Source organism: Enterobacter sp. RHBSTW-00175 (assembly GCF_013927005.1).
Lineage (GTDB): Bacteria > Pseudomonadota > Gammaproteobacteria > Enterobacterales > Enterobacteriaceae > Enterobacter.
Genome location: NZ_CP055930.1, coordinates 4,966,212 through 4,988,412, shown reverse-complemented (window position 1 = coordinate 4,988,412; position 22,201 = coordinate 4,966,212). Strand labels below are relative to the sequence as shown.

The 22,201-nt window shown below is 53.9% G+C and carries 20 protein-coding genes and 1 pseudogene; 15 read left to right on the top strand and 6 right to left on the bottom strand.

What is annotated here, in order from left to right; genetic code table 11:
- Nucleotides 1-58 precede the first annotated feature (58 nt).
- Complete coding sequence (locus HV107_RS24150; RefSeq protein WP_182061250.1) at nucleotides 59-292, top strand: YdcY family protein; 234 nt, start codon at nucleotides 59-61, stop codon at nucleotides 290-292.
- Here the strand turns inward: HV107_RS24150 and HV107_RS24145 are convergent.
- Entirely contained in the window at nucleotides 289-738 is a 450-nt protein-coding gene (locus HV107_RS24145; protein ID WP_182061249.1) for a DMT family transporter, read from the bottom strand. The genes HV107_RS24150 and HV107_RS24145 overlap by 4 nt on opposite strands.
- Nucleotides 735-1,253, bottom strand: coding sequence for a GNAT family N-acetyltransferase (locus HV107_RS24140; protein WP_182063586.1), 519 nt, complete (start codon nucleotides 1,251-1,253; stop codon nucleotides 735-737). Before HV107_RS24140 ends, HV107_RS24145 begins: the two co-directional genes overlap by 4 nt.
- 150 nt (nucleotides 1,254-1,403) lie before the next feature.
- On the opposite strand from HV107_RS24140, the gene HV107_RS24135 reads away from it, so the two are divergent.
- The 4 genes from HV107_RS24135 to HV107_RS24120 all read left to right on the top strand — a co-directional run bounded on the left by HV107_RS24135 (nucleotide 1,404) and on the right by HV107_RS24120 (nucleotide 5,730).
- Nucleotides 1,404-1,979: a helix-turn-helix domain-containing protein gene (locus tag HV107_RS24135; protein ID WP_182061248.1), complete on the top strand. Its 576-nt coding sequence runs from the start codon at nucleotides 1,404-1,406 to the stop codon at nucleotides 1,977-1,979.
- Between the two features lie 65 nt (nucleotides 1,980-2,044).
- Nucleotides 2,045-3,085, top strand: a complete 1,041-nt coding sequence (locus HV107_RS24130; RefSeq protein ID WP_182061247.1) for an NADP-dependent oxidoreductase — start codon at nucleotides 2,045-2,047, stop codon at nucleotides 3,083-3,085.
- A gap of 248 nt (nucleotides 3,086-3,333) precedes the next feature.
- A complete protein-coding gene (locus tag HV107_RS24125; RefSeq protein WP_182063585.1) occupies nucleotides 3,334-4,002 on the top strand; it encodes a GntR family transcriptional regulator in 669 nt (222 codons plus the stop codon).
- 186 nt (nucleotides 4,003-4,188) lie between these two features.
- The gene (locus HV107_RS24120; protein WP_182061246.1) at nucleotides 4,189-5,730 is read left to right on the top strand and encodes a methyl-accepting chemotaxis protein; all 1,542 of its coding nucleotides are present in this window, start codon (nucleotides 4,189-4,191) and stop codon (nucleotides 5,728-5,730) included.
- Between the two features lie 37 nt (nucleotides 5,731-5,767).
- Here HV107_RS24120 and pqqU read toward each other — a convergent pair whose 3' ends face one another.
- Complete coding sequence (gene pqqU / locus HV107_RS24115; protein WP_182061245.1) at nucleotides 5,768-7,882, bottom strand: TonB-dependent receptor PqqU; 2,115 nt, start codon at nucleotides 7,880-7,882, stop codon at nucleotides 5,768-5,770.
- A 242-nt stretch (nucleotides 7,883-8,124) separates the two neighbouring features.
- Between pqqU and HV107_RS24110 the strand changes: the two genes are divergently transcribed.
- The 4 genes from HV107_RS24110 (at nucleotide 8,125) to arsC (ending at nucleotide 11,409) form a co-directional block, all read left to right on the top strand.
- Nucleotides 8,125-9,186, top strand: a complete 1,062-nt coding sequence (locus tag HV107_RS24110) for a YncE family protein (RefSeq protein WP_182061244.1) — start codon at nucleotides 8,125-8,127, stop codon at nucleotides 9,184-9,186.
- Between the two features lie 126 nt (nucleotides 9,187-9,312).
- Nucleotides 9,313-9,633 carry a metalloregulator ArsR/SmtB family transcription factor gene (locus tag HV107_RS24105; protein ID WP_182061243.1) on the top strand — a complete coding sequence of 107 codons (321 nt, stop codon included), beginning with the start codon at nucleotides 9,313-9,315 and terminating at the stop codon, nucleotides 9,631-9,633.
- Nucleotides 9,634-9,678: 45 nt separating this feature from the next.
- Entirely contained in the window at nucleotides 9,679-10,971 is a 1,293-nt protein-coding gene (locus HV107_RS24100; protein WP_182061242.1) for an arsenic transporter, read from the top strand.
- Nucleotides 10,972-10,980: 9 nt separating this feature from the next.
- A complete protein-coding gene (arsC, locus tag HV107_RS24095; protein WP_182061241.1) occupies nucleotides 10,981-11,409 on the top strand; it encodes a glutaredoxin-dependent arsenate reductase in 429 nt (142 codons plus the stop codon).
- 68 nt (nucleotides 11,410-11,477) lie between these two features.
- On the opposite strand, the gene ansP is transcribed toward arsC, so the two are convergent.
- On the bottom strand, nucleotides 11,478-12,974 hold the full coding sequence (gene ansP, locus HV107_RS24090; RefSeq protein ID WP_182061240.1) for an L-asparagine permease: 1,497 nt from the start codon (nucleotides 12,972-12,974) through the stop codon (nucleotides 11,478-11,480).
- A 375-nt stretch (nucleotides 12,975-13,349) separates the two neighbouring features.
- On the bottom strand, nucleotides 13,350-14,240 hold the full coding sequence (locus HV107_RS24085; RefSeq protein ID WP_182061239.1) for a LysR family transcriptional regulator: 891 nt from the start codon (nucleotides 14,238-14,240) through the stop codon (nucleotides 13,350-13,352).
- 112 nt (nucleotides 14,241-14,352) lie between these two features.
- On the opposite strand from HV107_RS24085, the gene HV107_RS24080 reads away from it, so the two are divergent.
- On the top strand, nucleotides 14,353-14,751 hold the full coding sequence (locus tag HV107_RS24080; protein ID WP_182061238.1) for a cupin domain-containing protein: 399 nt from the start codon (nucleotides 14,353-14,355) through the stop codon (nucleotides 14,749-14,751).
- On the opposite strand, the gene HV107_RS24075 is transcribed toward HV107_RS24080, so the two are convergent.
- Complete coding sequence (locus HV107_RS24075) at nucleotides 14,748-16,283, bottom strand: methyl-accepting chemotaxis protein (RefSeq protein WP_182061237.1); 1,536 nt, start codon at nucleotides 16,281-16,283, stop codon at nucleotides 14,748-14,750. The two genes, HV107_RS24080 and HV107_RS24075, sit on opposite strands and share 4 nt — an antisense overlap.
- Nucleotides 16,284-16,633: 350 nt before the next feature.
- Between HV107_RS24075 and HV107_RS24070 the strand changes: the two genes are divergently transcribed.
- The 5 genes and pseudogenes from HV107_RS24070 (at nucleotide 16,634) to HV107_RS24045 (ending at nucleotide 22,201) form a co-directional block, all read left to right on the top strand.
- Nucleotides 16,634-17,218 (top strand): AAA family ATPase, encoded by a 585-nt coding sequence (locus HV107_RS24070; RefSeq protein ID WP_182061236.1) that lies wholly within the window; start codon nucleotides 16,634-16,636, stop codon nucleotides 17,216-17,218.
- Between the two features lie 65 nt (nucleotides 17,219-17,283).
- Nucleotides 17,284-18,285 (top strand): MsnO8 family LLM class oxidoreductase, encoded by a 1,002-nt coding sequence (locus tag HV107_RS24065; protein WP_182061235.1) that lies wholly within the window; start codon nucleotides 17,284-17,286, stop codon nucleotides 18,283-18,285.
- Entirely contained in the window at nucleotides 18,282-19,403 is a 1,122-nt protein-coding gene (locus tag HV107_RS24060) for an amidohydrolase (protein WP_182061234.1), read from the top strand. Before HV107_RS24065 ends, HV107_RS24060 begins: the two co-directional genes overlap by 4 nt.
- A gap of 15 nt (nucleotides 19,404-19,418) precedes the next feature.
- Nucleotides 19,419-21,682, top strand: a pseudogene (locus HV107_RS27425) (NtaA/DmoA family FMN-dependent monooxygenase).
- 9 nt (nucleotides 21,683-21,691) lie between these two features.
- Nucleotides 21,692-22,201, top strand: a complete 510-nt coding sequence (locus tag HV107_RS24045) for a GNAT family N-acetyltransferase (RefSeq protein ID WP_182061231.1) — start codon at nucleotides 21,692-21,694, stop codon at nucleotides 22,199-22,201.

Here is a 22,201-nt window from a genome sequence, read left to right as displayed (position 1 = left end):
TTCCCCCTGTAGGCCGGGTAAGGCGTAGCCGTCACCCGGCAATTCTCAAGGAGTGACAATGTCACATTTAAACGAAGTGACTGCCCGTGTAGACGCCGCGCTTGAAGAGAGCGTAATCACTCACATGAATGAACTGCTTATCGAACTGAGCGATGATGCTGAGCTGAGCCGCGAAGAGCGCTTTACCCAGCAGCAGCGTCTGCGTACCGCGATTGCGCATCACGGTAAACAGCACAAAGAAGAGATGGAAGCGCGTCACGAGCACCTCGCGAAGGGCGGTACTATCCTTTAAAACTGGCGTCTGGCCACCAGCCAGGCCCCCACGACCAGCATCACTGCGCCGCATCCCGGGCCAATCAGTGCGCGCAGTGGAATGCCGTTACTTCTCAGCACATCCATCACCAGCCCACCAATAAGCTGGCTGGCTACCAGCACCGCAATGGTGGTGGCCGCGCCTACGTTCTGATACCCACTGATACTGGCAAACACAAAAAACGAGCCCAGCAAACCGGGGATCAGCGTCCACCAGCGTACGGTTGATGCCAGCTCGCTAAACCCGGCTGTACCTTGCTTAATCAGTAAGATGCTGACGAACAGGACAATCCCCACCAGTGAGTTCAGCAACATCGCGATGAGGATCGTGGAAGAGGACTGGGTGATGCGCACCATTAAGGTGTTCTGCACCACCAGGCCAATACCTGCCGCCACCAGAAATGCCAGCGTCAGTGATTGATTCATGAAATGGCGTCCGGGTCGGTGCGCTCGTCCAGCTGCAATTGCATAAAGGTTAAGTCCAGCCAGCGGCCAAACTTGGTGCCGACCTGCGGCATTTGCCCGGTGGTGATGAAGCCGAGCGTCTCATGCAGATGAATAGACGCGTGGTTTTGTGCTTCAATCCCGGCCACCATCACATGCTTGCCAATATTACGCGCCTCGATGATCAGGGCTTTCATCAGTTGACGGCCAATACCTTTACCCTGGTGTTCCGGGTGAACGTAAACCGAGTGTTCAACCGTATGGCGGAAACCATCGAAGGCGCGCCAGTCGCCGAATGAGGCATACCCCGTTACCACACCGTTTTCTTCACTGACCAGCACCGGGTAGCCCACCAGAATGCGCGCTTCAAACCAGGCGATACGGTTATCGGTATCTACGGTCTTATCGTTCCAGATTGCGGCGGTATGCACTACCGCGTGGTTGTAGATCTCACCGATGGCGGCGCAGTCTTCTTTGCTGGCGTGGCGGATTATCATCATTAAACCTCTGAATGCGTTGTTCACTATAGTAGTACGTATTTGACACGATATTACACAATAGTCTCACCAAATCGCTACGACATAAGCCATATTTTTTTGTTATGAAAACAGCATTGAATTGCCGTTCATACACTATAGTATGACGTCATGAACACTATTACAGACAATATGAATCAACGGATTAGCGCACGAATTCGCATTGAACGCGAGTCGCGCGGTTGGTCACTAAGCGAGCTTGCCGACCGGGCTGGTGTCTCGCGCGCCATGATCCACAAGATTGAACGTGGGGAAAGTAGCCCAACGGCGACCTTGCTTGCTCGTTTATCCGGTGCGTTCGGCATCAGCATGTCTACTTTGATTGCCAGAGCCGAAATGCAGGAAGGAAAACTGCTGCGCCTGGCGAATCAACCGGTCTGGCGCGATCCGCAAACGCACTATCTTCGCCGCCACGTTTCACCGCGAACCGATCTTCCCATCGACCTGGTACAGGTGGAATTGCCTGCGGGCAGTGATGTGCCCATGCCTGCTTCGTCCTATGCGCTGGCACGTCAGCTTATCTGGTTACAGGAAGGCGAACTGGTATTTCAGGAGGGCGATACTCGCCACGAAATGAAAGCCGGAGACTGCCTGGAGCTGGGGCCGCCCAACGACTGTCGGTTTATCAATGAAACCGAGAGTTCCTGTATTTATCTGGTCGTTCGGCTTAATCAGTCCGGCTCGTAATGCCAAAGCGGCCCGCAACATAAGGGACTAGTCTCTAATGACATTTGCACAAAAAGGAACACGATATGAGTCAATCTCCACTGCAAAATCATCGCTGGGTTCTGGCCTCTCGTCCGCATGGCGCACCGGTCGCTGACAATTTCCGTTCAGAAACGCAGCCAGTTCCGACACCTGCCGCGGGGCAGATAGTGCTGCGCACAGAGTGGCTGTCTCTTGATCCCTACATGCGTGGTCGCATGAGCGATGCCCCGTCTTATTCGCCGCCGGTAGAGATTGGCGCGGTAATGGTAGGCGGCACCGTCAGCCGCGTTGAGCAGTCAAATAACCCGGCCTTCAAACCGGGTGAGTGGGTGCTGGGTTACAGCGGCTGGCAGGAGTATGAGCTGTCCGACGGCAGCGGTCTGGTGAAACTGGGTGAAAATCCGGCGCACCCGTCATGGGCGCTTGGCGTGCTGGGGATGCCAGGTTTTACGGCGTACATGGGGTTACTGGATATTGGGCAACCAAAAGAAGGCGAAACGCTGGTGGTTGCCGCGGCCACCGGGCCGGTTGGCGCCACGGTCGGGCAAATTGGTAAAATTAAGGGATGCCGGGTCATTGGCGTTGCGGGTGGTGCAGAGAAATGCCGCTATGCCACCGAGGTTTTAGGCTTTGATCTTTGCCTGGATCACTATGCAGATGACTTTGCGGCGCAGCTGGCGAAAGCCTGCCCGAACGGGATTGACGTTTATTACGAAAACGTCGGCGGCAAAGTGTTTGATGCCGTGTTGCCATTACTGAATACCTCGGCACGCGTGCCGGTGTGTGGCCTGGTGAGCGGGTATAACGCCACCGGATTACCGGACGGCCCGGACCGTTTATCGCTGTTAATGGCGACTATCCTCAAGAAACGCATCCGGATGCAGGGCTTTATCATCGGGCAGGATTACGGTCACCGTGTCCAGGAGTTCCAGGCGGAAATGGGGCGTTGGGTGCAGGAAGGTAAAATCCACTATCGTGAACAGGTGATTGACGGGCTGGAAAATGCTCCCCAGGCGCTGATTGGTCTGCTTGAAGGGAAAAACTTCGGCAAAGTCGTGATACGTGTCGCGACTGAAAACAAATAAACCCACTTATGGCGGGATTACCCGCCATAAATATTTGTGAAGATACGATATATTGTCTTTAATTAAACCAGCACATCCTCTTCACCACCAGCATTGCTGAGCGGGGAGAGTAAAAAAATAAAATATGTAATATTTGCGTTTTTAGCGCATTTCCCAATACCAGGTACCATGATACAGGATATATCTAGCGGCGTCGTTTTTTCATGGACGCTGAAAATAGCGTATTGTTTTGGCTACGGGAATTGAACATGCTTGATTTGGATAATTTAGAAAAGGCACAGCGGGTCAGTCTTACCATGCAGGTTGAAATCAGTCTGAAAGGGGCATTAATTAGCGGTTCGTTGAAACCGGGTGCCCGGCTGATTACAAAAGAGATCGCAGATAAATTAGGCACCAGCATTACTCCGGTTCGCGAGGCGCTGTTGCGACTGGTGTCAGCTGGCGCGCTTCATGCCACGCCGGCTCAGGCGTTCCTCGTGCCTGAAGTAACGCTGGAACGCTATAACGAAATCAACGCCATCAGAAAACAGCTTGAACCGATGGCAGTCGCCGCGGCCTGCGAACGCATGTCGGATGCAAGGCTTGCGGCATTGCGTGAACTGTCGGATCTTTTCCATCAGGCCATGCGCACTGGAAATGTTCAGCAGGCGCTAAATGCCAACCGTGTTTTCCGTTTCACACTCTATCAATATGCCGAAATGCCAACCCTCAGCGCACTTATTGAGCAGTTGTGGGTACGAATAGGTCCGTGTATCAACTACCTGCATGAGGGGCTGAACGACATCACCACCTCGGCGTACCACTATGCTGAGCTACTGTCGGCTCTCGAACGAAGGGATGCAAAAGCCTGCCAGGAAGCGATTGATACTCTGATTGATGAAGCGGATGTACTTTTACAGCGGCAATATTTTAGTTAAGGGATTATTAACTACAGATCACATCATTTAATTTCAAATATTCATTATATAAATAATTCCCTGGTGGCACGATGTCACCGGGAACGTTATTTCATTTTTCAACAGGTAAAACTAACGCTACTATGAAATAACCTTGGATCTTGCCGATAACAGGTAAAGGCACAATTGCCTTTTAAGGAGTCCAGGATGTTTAGTATTAGCCTTCGATTACGTAATATAAAAATGAGCAAAAAGCTTTCAGCGGGTTTTGGCGTGGTATTGCTGCTGGTGGCGGTATCAACCGTCATGAGTGTGCTGCGCTTCAAAGAAATCCGCGATGTATATCAACAAACCAACCTTATCTACAATATCAATATTGAAGTATTCCAGGCAAAGATTAACCGGCTCAAGTATCTCTATAACGGGGATGAAAAATCGGGTCAGCTTCTGGCCGGGTATGTGAAACATGCCGAAGAATTAACGGCAGAAGCCAAAAAACTGAGCTGGACGGCAAAAGAAGCCCCTATCGTTGACGCGATTGGCGAACACCTGGCGCAGTTTGGTAGCGGTGTGGAAGACATGCAGACAGCGATGGCCGCAGTAAAAGCCAATAAGGGTGATACGGCGGCGGAGCAGGCGTTGAAAAAAGCCGAAGATAACGTTAAAACTGCGGGCGATAACAGCAGTGCCGCCATCCGGGATATCATCGCCCTGGTAAAAGCCCATAATGATGCACTGGCCTACAGTTCCAGCACCATTACGGCGATTGTTGGCGTGATTGCCATCCTCTTTGGCATCCTGGTGTCATGGTGGGTGACCCGTCAAATTACCCGTCCGGTAAAACATAACCTGTTACTGGCTGAACGTATCGCCAGTGGCGACCTTAGTTCTGATATCCGCGCGCATGGCAATGACGAACTGGGCAAGCTCACCGGTGCGATGGGGCGCATGAACGACACGCTGCGCTCGATGATTGGCGATGTGCGTAACAGCGTGGCGCAGGTTTCTCTGGCGGTGAGCGATATTGCTGAGGGGAATACCGATCTCTCTTCGCGCACTGAACAGCAGGCCGCCGCAGTAGTGGAAACGGCAGCCAGCATGGAAGAGTTAACGGCCACGGTGAAAAACAACGCCGACAACGCCCGCCATGCCAGCCAGCTGGCAGCGGAAGCGTCGCAGACCGCCACCCACGGCGGTCGTGTGATGCGCGATGTAGTCAACACCATGAACGATATCAACACCAGTTCGCAAAAAATTGCCGACATCACCGCGGTTATCAACAGTATCGCATTCCAGACGAACATTCTGGCACTGAATGCCGCGGTGGAAGCGGCGAGGGCGGGTGAGCAAGGGCGTGGATTTGCGGTGGTGGCCAGCGAAGTGCGTAGCCTTTCCCAGCGCAGTTCGCAGGCAGCGAAGGATATCGAACTGCTGATAAGTGAATCCGTCAACCGCATCACCACGGGCAGCGACCTGGTGGTGAAGGCCGGGCAGACGATGGAGCAGGTGGTGGAGTCCGTCACGCGAGTGAATGACATCATGGGCGAAATCTCGTCAGCGTCTGAAGAACAGAGCCGTGGTATCGAACAGATTTCCCGGGCAGTGATGGAGCTGGATACCACCACGCAACAAAATGCCTCGCTGGTGGGGGCATCGTCTACGGCGGCAGGGGCGCTGGAAGATCAGGCGCGCGTGTTGCAGGATCTGGTAGCAGCGTTCCGCCTCGAACAGAGCGCGCAGGTGGCATAATAAACAACCCGGCAGCAGGACGCTGCCGGGTGTTTGCTTACTCGAAGCGGTAGGAGACTGACATCCCGACACCGTAGTTACGGCCAGGAGCTGGTTCGTAATACCGCCCGTTAGATTCGTTCACAATCACTGAGCCGACATACTCTTTGTCGAACAGGTTATCAACGCGCCCAAACACGTCCATTCCCCAGTTACCGTAATTGAATTTATACCCGGTATTCAGGCCCACAACCGTGTAAGACGGGGCTTTCGCCGTGTTTTCGTCGTCGGCCATGATATCGCTCATGTAGCGCACATCGGTACCGGCATACCAGCCTTCTTCAGGCTGCCAGCCAAAGGATGCATAACCCATGTTACGGGCGATACCCGGCATCCGGTTGCCGTTACAGTCGGTATCGCTACAGACGTTGGTGCGGTAGGTGGCGTCCAGATACGTCCACGCCATTTTCAGCTTCCAGTTTTCCGCGAACTGCTGATCAAGGGAGACTTCCACACCCTGACGACGGGTTTTCCCGGCGTTTTTATAGCTGGTGCGGCCACCGGAGCTGGCATCCACCACAATTTCGTCATCCGTGTCGGTACGGAACAACGCCGCTGTCAGCAGGCCATTGCCGATACGCGTTTTGCTGCCCACTTCATAGGTGTTGTTGGTCGATGGCTTCAGGCCGATATTCAGCCCGCCTTTATCATCTGAACGGTAAGAGAGCTCGTTAATGGTTGGGGTTTCAAACCCACGTCCCGCCGCGGCATACAGGTTCCATGCGTCGGTCAGCGCATATTTAACCGAACCGGCCGGAAGCCACTTGTGATAGCTCGCATCGCCGCTGTCGTCGCCATTTCCCGGGGTAATGTAATGGTCGTTAGAGTCAAACCACACAGAACTGTAACGCACACCTGCATCCACAGAGAGCTTTTGCGTCAGTTGCCAGCTGGTTTGCAGATAAGGGTCAACGTTCCACATCAGGTTACGTTCGTCGCGGCGCTTTTCGCCTTTTACGCCGTAGTCTGGCACGCCGTTATCCATGACGAAGTTCTGATAACCCCGGCGATCTTCGCTCATGTTTTCGTAGTTCAGCCCGGTGGTGAAAGTAACCGGAACCAGCAGCTCGCCTTTGTGCGTCCAGCGGGTATCAATGCCCTGGTAGTGGCGCTGCATGTCAATCACGCCGCCAGAGTGGGTGGCTTTTAGCTGGGGCTGATACGGAATGGACTGATACTGCGTCATTTCACGTTCACCCGCGTACATCATCACGCTGAGGTCGTCCTGGGCACTCAACTGGCGGTCATAACGTAACCCGGCCTGCGTCTGCTTGATGGTTTTACGCGTGTTGTACTGATCCCCACGCGGAGACTGGCGCGGATTGTTCCGCCACTCCTGATAGTCCAGTCCACCCGGATCGTTGGCTTTCATGTCCACGCTGTTAAACATCAGCGTCAGTTTGCTGACGTCATCAATTCGCACGCCCAGTTTGGCGTTGGCGAGGTTTTTCCGCGCACCGCTGTGGTCCCGGTAGCCTTTGGTGGTGAAACGGGTCGTCGATACCGTGTAATCCACATCGCCGGCGTGCGTGCCATCACCCATAGCACCGGTGGCTTTCATACCATATCGCCAGGTGCCGTAACTGCCGTAATAACTGCTGGCTTCAATGGTTGGCGGCTGTTGCCCGGTCTGGGTGTTGATGTTGATAACGCCGCCAGAGGCATTGCCGTAGAGCGCCGAGAACGGACCGCGCAACACTTCAACGGTGTCCACACTGGTGAGGTCAATGTTAGATGTCTGGCCCTGGCCGTCAGGCATGGTGGCCGGGATACCGTCAACATACATACGGATCCCGCGCACGCCGAAGGTTGAACGTGCGCCGAAGCCACGCATGGATAACTGTAAATCCTGCGCATAGTTCTGGCGGTTCTGAATTTGCAGACCCGGCACGCTGCCAAGTGATTCCGAAAGGTTAATGCGCGGGGTTGCCTGGCGCATATCGTCCCCGTTGACGACGCTGACTGCCGCCGGGGTATCGAGTTCCGATACGGTTTGCGGAGTGGCGCTGACGATCATGGTCTGTTCTTCTGCGGCCATCGAGACGGCAGGGGCTAACACGACAGGAACCAGCAACAGCGGGAAAGTTGCCTTAGAGGCAGAAAAGATTTTCATGAGTAAACCGCTTGAGGAAAAATACGAACCAAATGGAACATGTGCATACATGTTAAATCTTTTGTAAATCTTTTGAAAACTATAACCGCACATTGCGTTAATGAAAGGGGGGCAGGGTAAGAAAAACTCCACATTCAGTGGATTAATGATTACTATTCTCATTAAAATGATGGCGAAGCCATGACTTTGCCTGCCGGAAGCGATGTCAGCAGTACACCCCCCTCTTTTAAAAAGGAATTGTTATGTCTTTACGTCACCTGTGCTCGCCGCGCCTGCGGAGTTCTCTGCTGTTAGGCTCCTTACTGTTTGCCGGAAGCTTCCAGGTTCATGCCGCCGAAGAGATGCTGCGTAAAGCAGTCGGCAAGGGCGCGTATGAGATGGCCGTAAGCCAGCAGGAGAATGCGCTGTGGGTTGCGACATCATTAAGCCGTAAAACTGATAAAGGTGGCGTGGTTTATCGCCTTGACCCGGTTACGCTGGAAGTGACGCAAGCGATTCATAACGATCTCAAACCGTTTGGCGCAACGATCGACAGTGCCACCCAGACGCTGTGGTTTGGCAACACCACCAGCAGTGCGGTGACGGCCATTGATGCAAAAACAGGCGAAGTGAAAGGGCGCCTGGTACTGGATGACCGCAAGCGCAGCGAAACGGTGAAACCGTTGCAGCCGCGACAACTGGTAGCAGACGACACCACCAATACCGTTTACATCACCGGCATTGGCAAAGAGAGCGTTATCTGGGTGGTTGATGGCGCAACGCTGAAGCTGAAAGACACCATCGCCAACACCGGTACGTTCAGCACGGGTCTGGCGCTGGATGCTCAGGCAAAACGCCTGTACACCACCAACGCAGATGGCGAACTGGTGACGATTGATACCACAACCCATAAAATCCTCAGCCGTAAAAAAGTGCAGGATGACGGAAAAGAGCATTTCTACCTGAACCTGAGCCTGGACACCGCCGGACAGCGCGCATTCCTTACCGATTCGAAACAGCCGGAAGTGCTGGTGGTCAGCCTGAAAGATGGCAGCGTTATCGAGAAAATCACCACGCCTGAGTCGCTGGCCGTGCTGTTTAACCCGGCGCGTAACGAAGCCTACGTGACCCACCGCGAAGCGGGCAAGGTGAGCGTGATTGATGCGAAGACCTATAAAGTCACTAAAACGTACGATACGCCGGTCTATCCAAACAGCCTGGCGCTCTCTGCCGACGGTAAAACTCTGTACGTGACGGTGAAACAGAAATCCACCCGCCAGCAGGAAGCCACCCAGCCGGACGACGTGATCCGTATCGCGCTGTAACCGCTCCTCAAGCCCTGCATGTGCAGGGCTTTTTTATCTGCCACGCGTTAATTATTGAAAGCAGCTGAATTCCGCCTTAACATATATGGAAAATCATATATGAATGCGTAAGAGGCAGGATGCAACATGCTACAGCCCGTTCAGCTATACAAAATTTTGTCCGATGAAACCCGGCTGGCCATCGTATTGCTCCTCAGAGAGTCCGGTGAGCTTTGCGTGTGCGATATCTGCGGCGTGACGGCGGAATCTCAGCCTAAAATTTCCCGACATATCGCCATTCTGCGGGATGCAGAGCTGGTTCTCGACCGCCGGGAAGGGAAGTGGGTTTACTACCGCCTGTCTCCGCATATGCCTGCCTGGGCCGCCGAAACCATTTCAACAGCCTGGTTGTGTATGCGTGAGGAGATCCGTCTGTGGCGGGAAAACGCCGCACCGTCATCCTGTTAGATAACAAATAACACATTCATTTAGTCATATGTAACGGAGTGGGAAATGTTACTGGCAGGGAGTATTTTTGTTCTGACACTGATTCTGGTCATCTGGCAGCCCAGGGGACTTAGTATTGGCTGGAGCGCGAGCATCGGTGCCGCGCTGGCATTGATGGGGGGCGTTATCCATATTGATGATATTCCGGTGGTCTGGAATATTGTCTGGAACGCCACCGCAACCTTTATTGCGGTGATTATCATCAGCCTGCTGCTGGATGAGTCCGGTTTTTTCGAGTGGGCGGCATTACATGTTACGCGCTGGGGAAATGGCCGGGGTCGCCTGCTGTTCACCTGGATAGTGCTGCTTGGCGCAGCCGTTGCGGCGCTTTTTGCCAACGACGGCGCAGCGCTGATCCTGACACCTATCGTGATAGCCATGCTCCTTGCTCTTGGATTCAGCAAAGGGACGACACTCGCCTTTGTGATGGCTGCGGGATTTATTGCAGATACAGCCAGCCTGCCGCTGATTGTCTCGAATCTGGTGAACATTGTCTCTGCGGATTACTTTTCTCTGGGCTTTACCCGGTACGCATCAGTCATGATCCCGGTTGATATCGCGGCCATCGCCACCACGCTTGTGATGCTGCACCTGTTCTTTCGTCGGGATATACCGGCGACCTATGACATTGCCCGACTAAAAGCTCCCGCCAGCGCAATCAAAGATGCCGCAACCTTTAAAGCCGGCTGGATTGTTCTGATCCTGCTGCTGGTTGGCTTCTTTGTGCTTGAACCTCTCGGGCTTCCCGTCAGCGCAATTGCAGCCATTGGTGCGCTGATCCTGTTTGCTGTAGCCAAAAGAGGCCATGCTATTAATACCGGCAAAGTATTGCGCGGTGCCCCGTGGCAGATTGTTATTTTTTCACTGGGAATGTATCTGGTGGTATACGGTCTGCGAAACGCCGGGTTGACTGACTCTCTTTCCGGGATCCTGAGCGTACTGGCCGATAAAGGAGTATGGGTGGCAACCTTTGGCACCGGCTTTATAACGGCATTTTTATCATCTGTAATGAATAACATGCCTACAGTGCTGATTGGCGCATTATCCATCGACGGAAGTACGGCTTCTGGCGTAGTGAAAGAGGCCATGATTTACGCCAACGTCATCGGCTGCGATTTAGGTCCTAAAATTACCCCTATCGGGAGCCTGGCAACCCTGTTATGGCTGCACGTGCTGTCGCAGAAGAATATGACCATCACCTGGGGATATTACTTCCGTACTGGCATCATCATGACCCTGCCCGTGCTGTTTGTCACACTTGCCGCGCTGGCGCTGCGGCTCTCTGTCACTTTGTCGTGAGACACTACAATGAGCAACGTTACAATTTATCACAACCCGGCCTGCGGCACGTCGCGCAATACGCTGGAAATGATCCGCAATAGCGGTATCGAACCGACAATTATCTATTACCTCGACACGCCTCCCACGCGGGATGAACTGGTGAAACTGATTGCCGGGATGGGCATCACGGTGAGCGCATTGCTGCGAAAAAACGTGGAGCCTTACGAACAGCTGGGTCTTGCAGATACTGCTTTTACGGATGAACAGCTTATTGGCTTTATGCTCCAGTATCCGATCCTGATTAATCGCCCGATTGTGGTGACTCCGCTTGGCACCCGCTTGTGCCGGCCTTCCGAAGTGGTGCTGGATATCCTCCCTGAGTCACAGCAAGGGGCATTTACGAAAGAGGACGGGGAGCAGGTCGTTGACGTGCAGGGCAAGCGAGTCAAACCCTGAGGTTTAGTCGCCGCAAAGCAAAAGGGAAGGCAAAATGCCTTCCCTTTTTTTATGACCGCCGTGTGGTATTAACGCGACGTCTCTTCAATCAGCGGGCCGTCCTGCTTTTCATCATCAGGATGAACAGGCGCGGTGCTGTGAATTTCGTGAACGCGTTTACGCACGCCAAACCAGCCTGCAATCAGCAACACAGCCAGCAGTGGAATGGTGGCGATGGTGTAAGTGCCGTTCGGGTAATCGAACGCCATCAGCACCAGCACGCTGAACAGGAACAGCAGGGTCAGCCAGGACGTTACCGGTGCGCCAGGCAGCTTAAAGCGGACTTCTGCGGCTTTACCTTCTTTAATCGCTTTGCGCAGACGCATCTGGCAAACCACGATAAAGGCCCAGGAGGCGATTATGCCCAGTGCAGCAACGTTCAGGACGATCTCAAACACCTGAGACGGCACCAGATAGTTCAGGAACACGCCAAAGACATAGACCGCCAGCGTGGCGAGGATACCCGCGTAAGGTACCTGCTGCTTACTCATTTTCGACATGAATTTCGGTGCAGAGCCACCCATCGACATCGAGCGCAAAATACGGCCGGTGGAGTACAGACCGGAGTTCAGGCTTGAGAGGGCTGCGGTCAGCACCACGATGTTCATAATGCTGCCAACATAAGGCACGCCGAGTTTAGAGAAGAAGGTCACAAACGGACTCTGACCTGCCTGGTATGCAGTCCACGGCAGAAGCAGTACCAGCAGTACCACAGAACCCACGTAGAACAGACCAATACGCCAGATAACGCTGTTAATCGCTTTTGGCACCATGGTCTGCGGATCTTTACATTCGCCCGCAGCCGTACCAACCAGCTCGATAGAGGCAAACGCGAACACCACACCCTGTACCAGCACCAGTGCAGGCAGCAGCCCGTGCGGGAAGAAACCGCCGTTATCGGTTATCAGGTGGAAGCCCGTGGCATTACCATCCAGCGGCTTACCGCTGCCGAGGAACACCGTACCGACCACCAGAAACACCACAATTGCCAGAACTTTGACCAGCGCAAACCAGAATTCCATTTCGGCGAACCACTTCACGCCGATCATGTTCATGGTTCCGACAATAGCCAGGGCACCAAGGGCAAACACCCACTGTGGTACATCACCAAACGCACCCCAGTAATGCATATACAGCGCAACAGCGGTGATATCGACAATACCGGTCATCGCCCAGTTGACGAAGTACATCCAGCCCGCAACGTAGGCCGCTTTTTCGCCGAGGAATTCACGGGCATAAGAGACAAAACTGCCGCTGGAAGGGCGATGTAAAACCAGTTCGCCCAACGCACGAAGAATAAAGAAAGAGAAAATGCCGCACACCAGATACACCAGTGCGAGAGCCGGGCCTGCCATTTGCAGACGTGCGCCTGCACCTAAGAACAAACCCGTACCGATAGCGCCGCCGATGGCGATCATTTGAACCTGACGGTTGCCCATCGCTTTGTGGTAGCCCTCTTCATGAGAGTTCAACCAGCGACGTTTCGCAGCATGATGATCGGCTGCGCTTTTATTGCTTGTTTTCATTGAGTTACCTGTTTGCCTGTCTGAACCATTGTCGTGATAGTCCCGTCTGGCAGCTGGCAATACAAACGATTGCCTTTGCACAGACACATGTCACCTTTCCAGTCTTTCTGCGTATGGATAAGGCGAACATGGCGAGGCATCCTACCTGCAATTGATAAGCGACGCAAAATATAACCGCGCCGAAAGTGATGTCTGTCGAAGGAAATTGTGTGGTCAGAGCAGACGGGGATCACAACACGCTGAATCGTGGCGATTTTCCAGGCAAACCAGTAAGTGTAGTGGTGCTTTAATCATCAGATTCACTTAATAGTTACCGACTGGTATTGATGGCTTGAATTAATAGGGACAATCCTGAACCGCCAGGCGGGAAGTCATTCACGCATTACGCAAGGCATCTACAAGTAATGCGAAGGCGGTGGTGTGCTGGCGGCGGCTGGGATAATACAAATGATAGCCCTGAAAGACCGGGCACCACGCCTTAAGCACCTGAATCAAGCGCCCCTGATCGATGGCCTCACGGACGGTATCTTCCGGCACGTACGCCAGGCCAAGACCGGATTCAGCGGCATCGATGCGCTGCGGCAGATTATTCAGCGTCAGCTGGCCTTCAACGCGCACGTGCAGCTCACGTCCGTCACGTTCAAATTCCCAGGCATACAATCCTCCCCGCGTGGGCAGACGTATATTGATGCAACTGTGCTGCGCAAGCTGTTCTGGCTCTTCCGGCACACCAGAGCGCGCAAGATAGTCGGGTGAACCGACCACTACCATATGCATATCCGGCGCAATGCGTACGGCAATCATGTCTTTGGCGACCTGTTCACCCAGGCGTACACCGGCATCAAACCGCCCATCAACGATGTCCGTCAGGCCGTTATCCACGGTCACTTCAATATGAATGTCAGGATATTTCGCCATAAAGGGTTTTAGCACTGGCCACAGCACGCAGGTCATGGCGTGTTCTCCAGCGGTAATGCGGATATTTCCGGCTGGCCTGTCACGCGTGTCACGCAGCGCGGTGAGCTCCTGTTCAATCTCCAGAAGGTGCGGGCTAAGGCGCATGAAGAGTTGTTCACCGGCTTCGGTCGGCGCAACGCTGCGGGTGGTACGGGTCAGCAGCCGCACATCCAGCCGCGCCTCCAGATTACGCATCGCGTGGCTTAATGCCGACTGCGAAACACCCAGTTGGGCGGCTGCACGAGTAAAACTGCGTTCGCGGGCGACCACCATAAAAGAGAGCAGGTCGTTGAAATTGTCTTTTAGCATCGTCAGTTATCCGATTCATGAATTGCATTCATGGTTCTTTTCTGATTATGCAGTCTAATGCTCTGTGCACCTTTGCGCTACTGTTAGCGCAACAGCAAACGAGGAGTACAACATGAAAATTATCCGCAGCGGTTCATTACCCTCCATCCGTGGCCCGGAAGACTGGTTTACCGGCACTGTCCGTATTGATGCGCCTTTCCAGGCGACCGAGCCCGCTGCTGTGGGTGGGGCAACGGTGACCTTTGAACCCGGCGCGCGAACCGCCTGGCATACGCATCCGCTGGGACAAACGCTTATCGTGACTCAGGGGCGCGGCTGGTTACAGGAGTGGGGTAAAGAGGCAGAGCCGTTGAATCAGGGCGATATCGCGTGGATCCCGCCTGGCGTAAAACACTGGCACGGGGCCTGCGCGCAAACGGCGATGACGCATATTGCCATCGCCGAATCGGTGAACGGTAGCCCGGTAGAGTGGATGGAAAAAGTGACCGACGAGCAGTATCAGAACAGCTAGCCGCCAAAAACCGCTATCGCCTGTTGCAGACGCGTGGTGCGCTGCGTCAGGTGATTGGCGGCATTGGCGACATTATCCACCATTCCGGTGTTGTTGCTGGTCATCACGCCAATACGAGAGATGGACTCGTTAATCAGCGAAAGCGCCTGCGTCTGTTCCTGCGTGGCATGGCCTATTTCCTTAATCAGGGAGGTCATCTGCAACACATTGCCTATCATCACCGTCAGGTGCGTTTCGGTCTGTTCCACCATTTCCACACCGTTGTTCACGCTGGCGACGTTTTTCTCGATCAGGGTTTTGATCTCTTTGGCCGCCGTGGCAGAGTGCTGCGCCAGGTTACGCACTTCAGCCGCTACCACCGCAAAACCGCGCCCGGCTTCACCGGCGCGTGCTGCTTCGACGGCGGCGTTCAGTGCCAGGATGTTGGTCTGGAAGGCGATGCGGTCAATCACGCTGATGATGTCGACAATCTGGCTGTTATCTTGCGACACCGACTGCATCATGCCGATGGTCTGTTTCATCATCGCTTCACCGCTGTGGGCGCTGTCGCTGGTCCGGTCTGCCATCTGAATGGCTTCTTTCGCAGTTTCTGCTGTCTGCTGTACTGCACTGGCAATTTCTTCTACCGCCGCGGCGGTTTGTTGCAAGTCGTCTGCTGTCTCTTCGGAACGCGCCTGCAACGCCGCGCCTTCTTTTGCCACCTGCTGACTGATATTGCCGATACCGCCAATCTGGGTGCCAACATCATCCACCAGCGAGTTCAGGTTTAAACCCGACTGATTAACGAGGCGCATCATCAGGCCAATTTCGTCAACCCGATCGAAATGGAAATAGTCTGTTTTTCGCCCGGAAACTACGCGTTGCATCTGGCTGACAATGGTTTTTACCGGACGTGATATTTGTGCATTAAGATATAGCGTCAGGCTAATTAACGGCAGAATTACGCCACCCAGTTGACTTATACCTTTGGGTAATATCAGTAAAAGTAAACAAGAGAACAGGGCGGTTATGGATATTCCGATATTAACGCGCCGGGTAATGCTCAGCCGTTTAAAAACAGAAGTGAAAGAGAATATGCCGCGGCGGACCAACAACCCTTTATAAAAGCGATGATGTTTTAATTCGTTATTTCGCACTTTCTCATAGAGTTTTTCACTGGCTTCGATCTCTTCACGTGCGGGAATATTACGCACAGAGATATAACCGGTTAATGTTTCATTCTGGTAAACCGGCGTAACGTTGGCTCGCACCCAGTAGTGATCCCCGTTGTGGCGGCGGTTCTTGACAAGCCCGGTCCAGCTCTCTCCTTGCTGTAATGTAAACCACATATCCCCGAATGCCTCAGCTGGCATATCCGGGTGGCGTATAACATTATGAGGTTCACCCATAAGATTTTCTTCTTTATATCCACTGGCTTCAATAAAGGCCGAATTCGCATAGGTAATATGACTATGTGTATTGGTTGTCGACATTAACGTCGAGCCTTCGTTAAGTAAATACTCGTTTTGTGTAACGGGGGTGTTACGCTTCATGAGTAACTCCATAGTGATGAATATGTAAAAGAGAAGCCGCCCGATAAAGACACAGGCAAGAGATGAAGTTTTATTCTTTTGTTTTACAGCGAGTGTATTCTCCCTGAAAGTAAAGATATTCGGAACACCCTAAGTTAACTATTTTTTACCTGTTTTATTTTTGTTGTGTAATAAAAATGAAAATATTAACAGGTTCAGAGTAACGCCCCCCTGCAAATAAGTGACTTAAGCCAAATAAACAGTGATACGTAGACTCCCCGGGTAAACTGATAATCCGAAATAGCGTTTTATTAACAGGATTTAAACGCTATGATTTGCTCAGTTTTTCTTCTTACAGACCAGGAGGAACGGTGAAAATCAATTTGATTGGTACCAGCGGGAGCGGAAAAAGTACGCTTGCAAGGCGGATCGCCGCCGAGCTTGCTATCCCGTACATTGAGATGGACCAGCTTTACTGGCGCCCGAACTGGCAGGGAACAGAGGACGACGCGCTGTGGACTAAGCTTGAAAACACCTTAACCGCCACTGAGAACTGGGTGTTAGACGGCAACTATAACCGTACGCGCCCCGTTAAGTGGCGCAATGTGGATCTGGTGGTGTGGGTGGATTACGGGTTTACCCGCACCCTGTATCAGGCTGTGAGCAGAGCATTCAGGCGCGCGTGGCATAAACAGGAGCTGTGGCCCGGCACGGGAAATTGTGAAAGTTTTCGTCGATCGTTTTTCAGCCGTAAATCCATCATCATCTGGACAATCAAAACCTGGCGCAGTAACCGCGAACGTTACGAAGCTGATATGCGAAACCCGCAATATGACCATATCCGTTTTGTGCGCATCACCCGGCGACAGGACGCGGAAACGCTGATTTCTTCGCTAAAGGCACAGTCTGAAAAGGGTTTTGCATTCCCAGTTTCCGGCAATCCAAATGTAAATTAATTGTTTCTCAGTGGTGAAATCCGCCTTTAATAATGACGACATGTTAAGTCAAACGAGATAACAACATGTCCTGGCGAATCAGCATTCTGGATAAAAGCCCTATAGCCGAAAATGAAACGGCGGCCGATGCGCTGGCGCGCACCTTAAGCCTGGCCCAACAGGCAGAAAACCTGGGTTATCACCGCTTCTGGATTGCCGAACACCACAATACTCCTCAACTGGCCAGCCCCTCGCCGGAGCTGCTGATTGCCTGGATCCTCGGGCAAACAAAGCGCATTCGCGTTGGTTCTGGCGGCGTCATGCTCCAGCATTACAGCCCGTACAAAGTGGCGGAAAACTTTAACGTCCTGGCGGCTATTGCTCCCGGACGCGTGGATCTGGGCGTGGGTAAAGCCCCCGGCGGCCTGCCGCTCTCTACCCGTGCGTTACAGCAGGGTCAGAACCCGCAACAAAAGGGCAGTTTTGCCGACCAACTGACGCAACTGGATGGCTGGTTACGCAATGAAAACCCGTCGCAGGATGATGCCGTGCGTGCCACGCCGCTGCCACAGGTTCCGGCTCAGGGATTCCTGCTGGGAGCGAGCACCGAAAGCGCGCTGTTAGCGGCAAAACTTGACTGGCATTTTGTCTTTGCCGCGCACCTGAACGGTGATCCCGACCTGCTGCGCAATGTGATTGCAACCTGGCGTGCTAACAGCGCCCGTGACGTCATCGTTGCGGTACAGGTGATTGTTGCCTCTTCGCAGACCCAGGCCGATGCCCTGGCGCAAAAAGTGGAAGTGTGGGGTGTTGAGCTGGCAAATGGTCAGCGTGTGACCGTAGCAAGCGAAGAGCAGGCCTATGCCTTTGCCCGCCAGGCCGGGAGCGAGCCGGTACGTATTGCTCGTCGCGCGCAGTCTTTGCTGGCGGGGACGGCGGAATCGGTACTGGCACAACTTAACGCGCTGCACCAGCAGTGGGGCATCGACGAATTCATTATTGATACACCAGTTGCGGATGGCGCAACGCGTATTCAGTCCCTGCGTCTGCTGGCGCAGGCGCGACTTAACAAGGAGGTTACAGCATGAGTTTTGGTGAACAACTGATTGCCTGGCGTCGCGAGCTGCACCAGAACCCGGAATTGTCGGGGCAGGAAGTGGAAACCACCGCCCGTTTACGCCAGTGGTTGACCCGCGCGGGCATCACGCCGCTGCCTTATGAACTGCCAACGGGTCTGGTCGCGGAAATTGGTACTGGCAAAAAGCTGATTGCCCTGCGTGCAGATATTGATGCCTTGCCGATAGAGGAACGCAGCGGTGTGTCATTTAGCTCACAGCGCGCGGGCGTGATGCACGCCTGCGGACACGATATCCATACCAGCGTGATCCTGGGGGCGGCGCTGAAGCTGAAAGAGCGTGAAGACGCGCTCAACGGACGCGTGCGGATCCTGTTCCAGCCTGCGGAGGAAAATTTCGGCGGGGCAAAAAGCATGGTGCGCGCCGGGGCGTTACATGATGTCAGCGCCATCTTCGGGATGCATAACGAGCCGGGGCTGCCGGTCGGTGAATTCGCCACTCGCGGCGGGCCGTTTTATGCCAACGTCGATCGGTTTGTTATTCGCATCACCGGTAAAGGCGCGCACGCGGCACGCCCGCACGAAGGAAATGATGCCATTGTGCTGGCCAGCCAGTTGGTGACGGCGCTGCAAAGCGTGGCCAGCCGTAACGTGAATACCCTGGATTCCGTGGTGCTTAGCGTCACGCGCATCGCCGGAGGGAACACCTGGAATGTCCTGCCGGAGAGTGTCGAGCTGGAAGGTACGCTGCGTACTCACCGCACCGAGGTACAGCAGAACGTCAAAGCGCGGGTGGGTGAAATCGCGGCCGGGTTTGCCAGCGCCTTTAGCGCGCAGATCGATATTACCTGGTACGCCGGGCCAACAGCGCTGGTGAACGACGAACGCTGGGCTGAATTCGCCACCTCGGTTGCCCGGGAAGCAGGTTATGAAACCCGGCACGCAGAGCTGCATATGGGCGGGGAAGATTTTGCGGTTTATCTCCAGAATATTCCGGGTGCATTTGTCAGTATTGGCAGCGCCAGCCCCTTCGGCTTACACCATCCGGCATTTAACCCAGATGAAGCATTGATCGAGCCCGCTGCCCGCTATTTTGCACAGCTTGCGGAAAAAGCACTCCAACACGTTTAAACATAAGAGGTGAATATGTCTGCAACCCGACAATTGCGGCTGGGAACCATATTGCATGGTGCATCCGGAAATATGTCTGCGTGGCGTCATCCGGCGGCTGCCGCAGATGCCAGTATTAATTTTAATTTCGTTAAAGACACGGCGTTGAAGGCGGAAGAGGGTAAGCTCGATTTTTTATTTGTCGCTGATGGCCTTTATATTAATGAAAAATCCATTCCGCATTTTTTAAATCGCTTTGAACCGCTCACCGTATTATCCGCGCTGGCGAGCATCACCACGCGTCTGGGGCTGGTGGGAACATTATCCACCTCGTACAGCGAGCCATTCACCGTGGCGCGCCAGTTTGCAAGCCTGGATCATCTGAGCAATGGCCGTGCGGGCTGGAACGTGGTGACCTCACCGCTGGAAGGTTCAGCGAAGAATTTTTCCCGCGAAAAACACCCGGAACACGCGCTGCGTTACCGCATTGCCGATGAATATCTGGATGTGGTGAAAGGGTTGTGGGATTCCTGGGAAGGCGATGCCTTTGTGCGTAATAAAGAGAGCGGTCAGTTCTTTGATCCTGCAAAACTGCATACCCTGGATCACCACGGCGATTTCTTTAAGGTCGCCGGGCCGCTGAATATTGGTCGCACACCGCAAGGACGGCCGATTGTATTTCAGGCTGGCGCATCCGATGACGGGAAAAAACTGGCAGCGAAACATGCCGATGCCATATTTACCCATCACGAATCGTTAGAAGAGGCGCAGGCCTTTTATCACGACGTGAAACAACAGCTGGAAAGTCATGGTCGCCGCGCAACGGATTTACATATATTCCAGGGCGTCAGCGTTATTGTCGGCAAAGATGCCGATGATGTGGAAAACCAGTATCAAACCACCGCGGCACTGGTCTCTGTTAAAGACGCGCTGAATTATCTCGGCCGTTATTTTGAGCATCACGATTTCAGTCAGTATCCACTCGATGAACCCTTCCCGGATATTGGCGATTTAGGCAAAAACAGTTTCCGCAGCACCACGGATGAAATTAAGCGTAATGCCCGGGAGCGCAACTTAACCCTGCGTCAGGTGGCGCTGGAAGCCGCCTCGCCGCGCCCACGCTTCTCCGGTACCCCGGAACAGGTGGCAGACGGACTACAGGCGTGGTTCGACGGCTTTGCTGCTGACGGATTCATCATTCAGGGCGGTACGCCGGAGACCTTCCCGCGCTTCGTTGAGCAAGTCGTGCCGGTATTACAGGCACGCGGTGTATTCCGCACGGAATACCCTGGCACCACGCTTCGCGAGAGCCTGGGATTAGCACAACCTGAAAATCAGTTTACACAACAATAAAAGAGAACCCCGCTATGCAGAAAACATCGCTTATTCTGGCGTTTGCGCTGGCCTTTACCCCTGCCGTCTGGGCAGAAAATGTGAACATTAACGGCACGGGCGTGAGTCTGGAAGCCAATAAAGCGCCGGTTAATACGGCGAAAAACAGCGCTGCCGTGTCGCAGTTGCCAAAAGATTATCGCTTCGCCGTGCCGGGTAAATTTACCGTGGCGGTGGCCGCGCTTAATTCGCCGCCGCTGACGGTTTTTTCTGACGACAACAAAACCCTGCTCGGCAGCGAAGTGGACGTGGCGCGACTGGTGGCCGACAGCCTGGGGCTGGAGTTGAACGTGGTGCCAACCTCCTGGGAAGACTGGCCGCTGGGTGTGGCGTCCGGCAAATACGATGCGGCAATCAGCAACATCACCGTCACCAAAGAGCGCAAAGAGAAGTTTGATTTTGCAACTTACCGGAAAGACTCTCTGGGCTTCTACGTGAAATCCACCAGCCCGATTAAGTCTATTGAGAAAGCGGAAGATATCGCCGGACTGCGCATTATCGTGGGCTCGGGCACCAATCAGGAATCGATCCTGCTGGCATGGGACGCCGAAAACCTCAAAAAAGGGCTTAAGCCTTTTACCCCGGTCTACACCAAAGACGATGCAGCGCAAACCCTGGCGATTCAGTCCGGGCGGGCTGATGCCTTCTTCGGGCCGAACGTGATCGGGGCGTGGAAAGCGGCGTTAACCGGTAAAACCAAACTGGTGGGTAGCGTAGACGGTGGCTGGCCGAAGGCTGCGCACATTGCGGTCACGCTGAAAAAAGGCAGTGGTCTGGCGGAGCCGGTGCAGACCGCGCTTAACGGCGTGATTAAAAACGGCGACTACGACAAAGTGCTGAACCGCTGGGGTGAAGGGGTTGAACGTATCCCGCAATCAGAAGTGAACCCCGCAGGTCTGGGTGACTAAGGAGGCCGTATGAGCGAACAATTTCGCGATGTTTCGCCGGAAGACGCCGATCTTCAGCCCATCATTGATGGGTTGTTCGGTGAATACGCCGCCCGCTACGGGGACTATTTCTCAAAAGACGCGGAAGTGGAGCTGACGCAGTGGTACTTAGCGCCGCAGGGGCTGTTTATCGTGCTGGAGCGTGACGGTGAGATCATCGCCACCGGGGCCTACAAACCCTTTGATGAACGCACTGCCGAGATCAAACGCATCTGGACGAATAAGGCGCTACGCCAGCAAGGGCTGGCTGCACGCGTGGTACAGGAGCTGGAACGCCGGGCGGTGCTGGCGGGGTATAGCCAGATTTACCTCACCACCGGTTTTCGTCAGCCGGAGGCCGTCAGGCTCTATATCAGCCAGGGCTATCAGCCGCAGTTCGATCTTAACCGTGACCCGGAAGAGTACAGCCAGCCCCCGTTTGACGGGCGGCTGCGATTCACCAAAACGCTGGTACGCGAAGCGTTCAGTAAAACCGCATGA

Bases quoted from the DNA above. Each gene is read 5' to 3' on its own strand.
- HV107_RS24150 (WP_182061250.1), top strand. From the start codon at position 59: ATGTCACATTTAAACGAAGTGACTGCCCGTGTAGACGCCGCGCTTGAA.
- HV107_RS24145 (WP_182061249.1), bottom strand. From the start codon at position 738: ATGAATCAATCACTGACGCTGGCATTTCTGGTGGCGGCAGGTATTGGC.
- HV107_RS24140 (WP_182063586.1), bottom strand. From the start codon at position 1,253: ATGATAATCCGCCACGCCAGCAAAGAAGACTGCGCCGCCATCGGTGAG.
- HV107_RS24135 (WP_182061248.1), top strand. From the start codon at position 1,404: ATGAACACTATTACAGACAATATGAATCAACGGATTAGCGCACGAATT.
- HV107_RS24130 (WP_182061247.1), top strand. From the start codon at position 2,045: ATGAGTCAATCTCCACTGCAAAATCATCGCTGGGTTCTGGCCTCTCGT.
- HV107_RS24125 (WP_182063585.1), top strand. From the start codon at position 3,334: ATGCTTGATTTGGATAATTTAGAAAAGGCACAGCGGGTCAGTCTTACC.
- HV107_RS24120 (WP_182061246.1), top strand. From the start codon at position 4,189: ATGTTTAGTATTAGCCTTCGATTACGTAATATAAAAATGAGCAAAAAG.
- pqqU (WP_182061245.1), bottom strand. From the start codon at position 7,882: ATGAAAATCTTTTCTGCCTCTAAGGCAACTTTCCCGCTGTTGCTGGTT.
- HV107_RS24110 (WP_182061244.1), top strand. From the start codon at position 8,125: ATGTCTTTACGTCACCTGTGCTCGCCGCGCCTGCGGAGTTCTCTGCTG.
- HV107_RS24105 (WP_182061243.1), top strand. From the start codon at position 9,313: ATGCTACAGCCCGTTCAGCTATACAAAATTTTGTCCGATGAAACCCGG.
- HV107_RS24100 (WP_182061242.1), top strand. From the start codon at position 9,679: ATGTTACTGGCAGGGAGTATTTTTGTTCTGACACTGATTCTGGTCATC.
- arsC (WP_182061241.1), top strand. From the start codon at position 10,981: ATGAGCAACGTTACAATTTATCACAACCCGGCCTGCGGCACGTCGCGC.
- ansP (WP_182061240.1), bottom strand. From the start codon at position 12,974: ATGAAAACAAGCAATAAAAGCGCAGCCGATCATCATGCTGCGAAACGT.
- HV107_RS24085 (WP_182061239.1), bottom strand. From the start codon at position 14,240: ATGCTAAAAGACAATTTCAACGACCTGCTCTCTTTTATGGTGGTCGCC.
- HV107_RS24080 (WP_182061238.1), top strand. From the start codon at position 14,353: ATGAAAATTATCCGCAGCGGTTCATTACCCTCCATCCGTGGCCCGGAA.
- HV107_RS24075 (WP_182061237.1), bottom strand. From the start codon at position 16,283: ATGAAGCGTAACACCCCCGTTACACAAAACGAGTATTTACTTAACGAA.
- HV107_RS24065 (WP_182061235.1), top strand. From the start codon at position 17,284: ATGTCCTGGCGAATCAGCATTCTGGATAAAAGCCCTATAGCCGAAAAT.
- HV107_RS24060 (WP_182061234.1), top strand. From the start codon at position 18,282: ATGAGTTTTGGTGAACAACTGATTGCCTGGCGTCGCGAGCTGCACCAG.
- HV107_RS24045 (WP_182061231.1), top strand. From the start codon at position 21,692: ATGAGCGAACAATTTCGCGATGTTTCGCCGGAAGACGCCGATCTTCAG.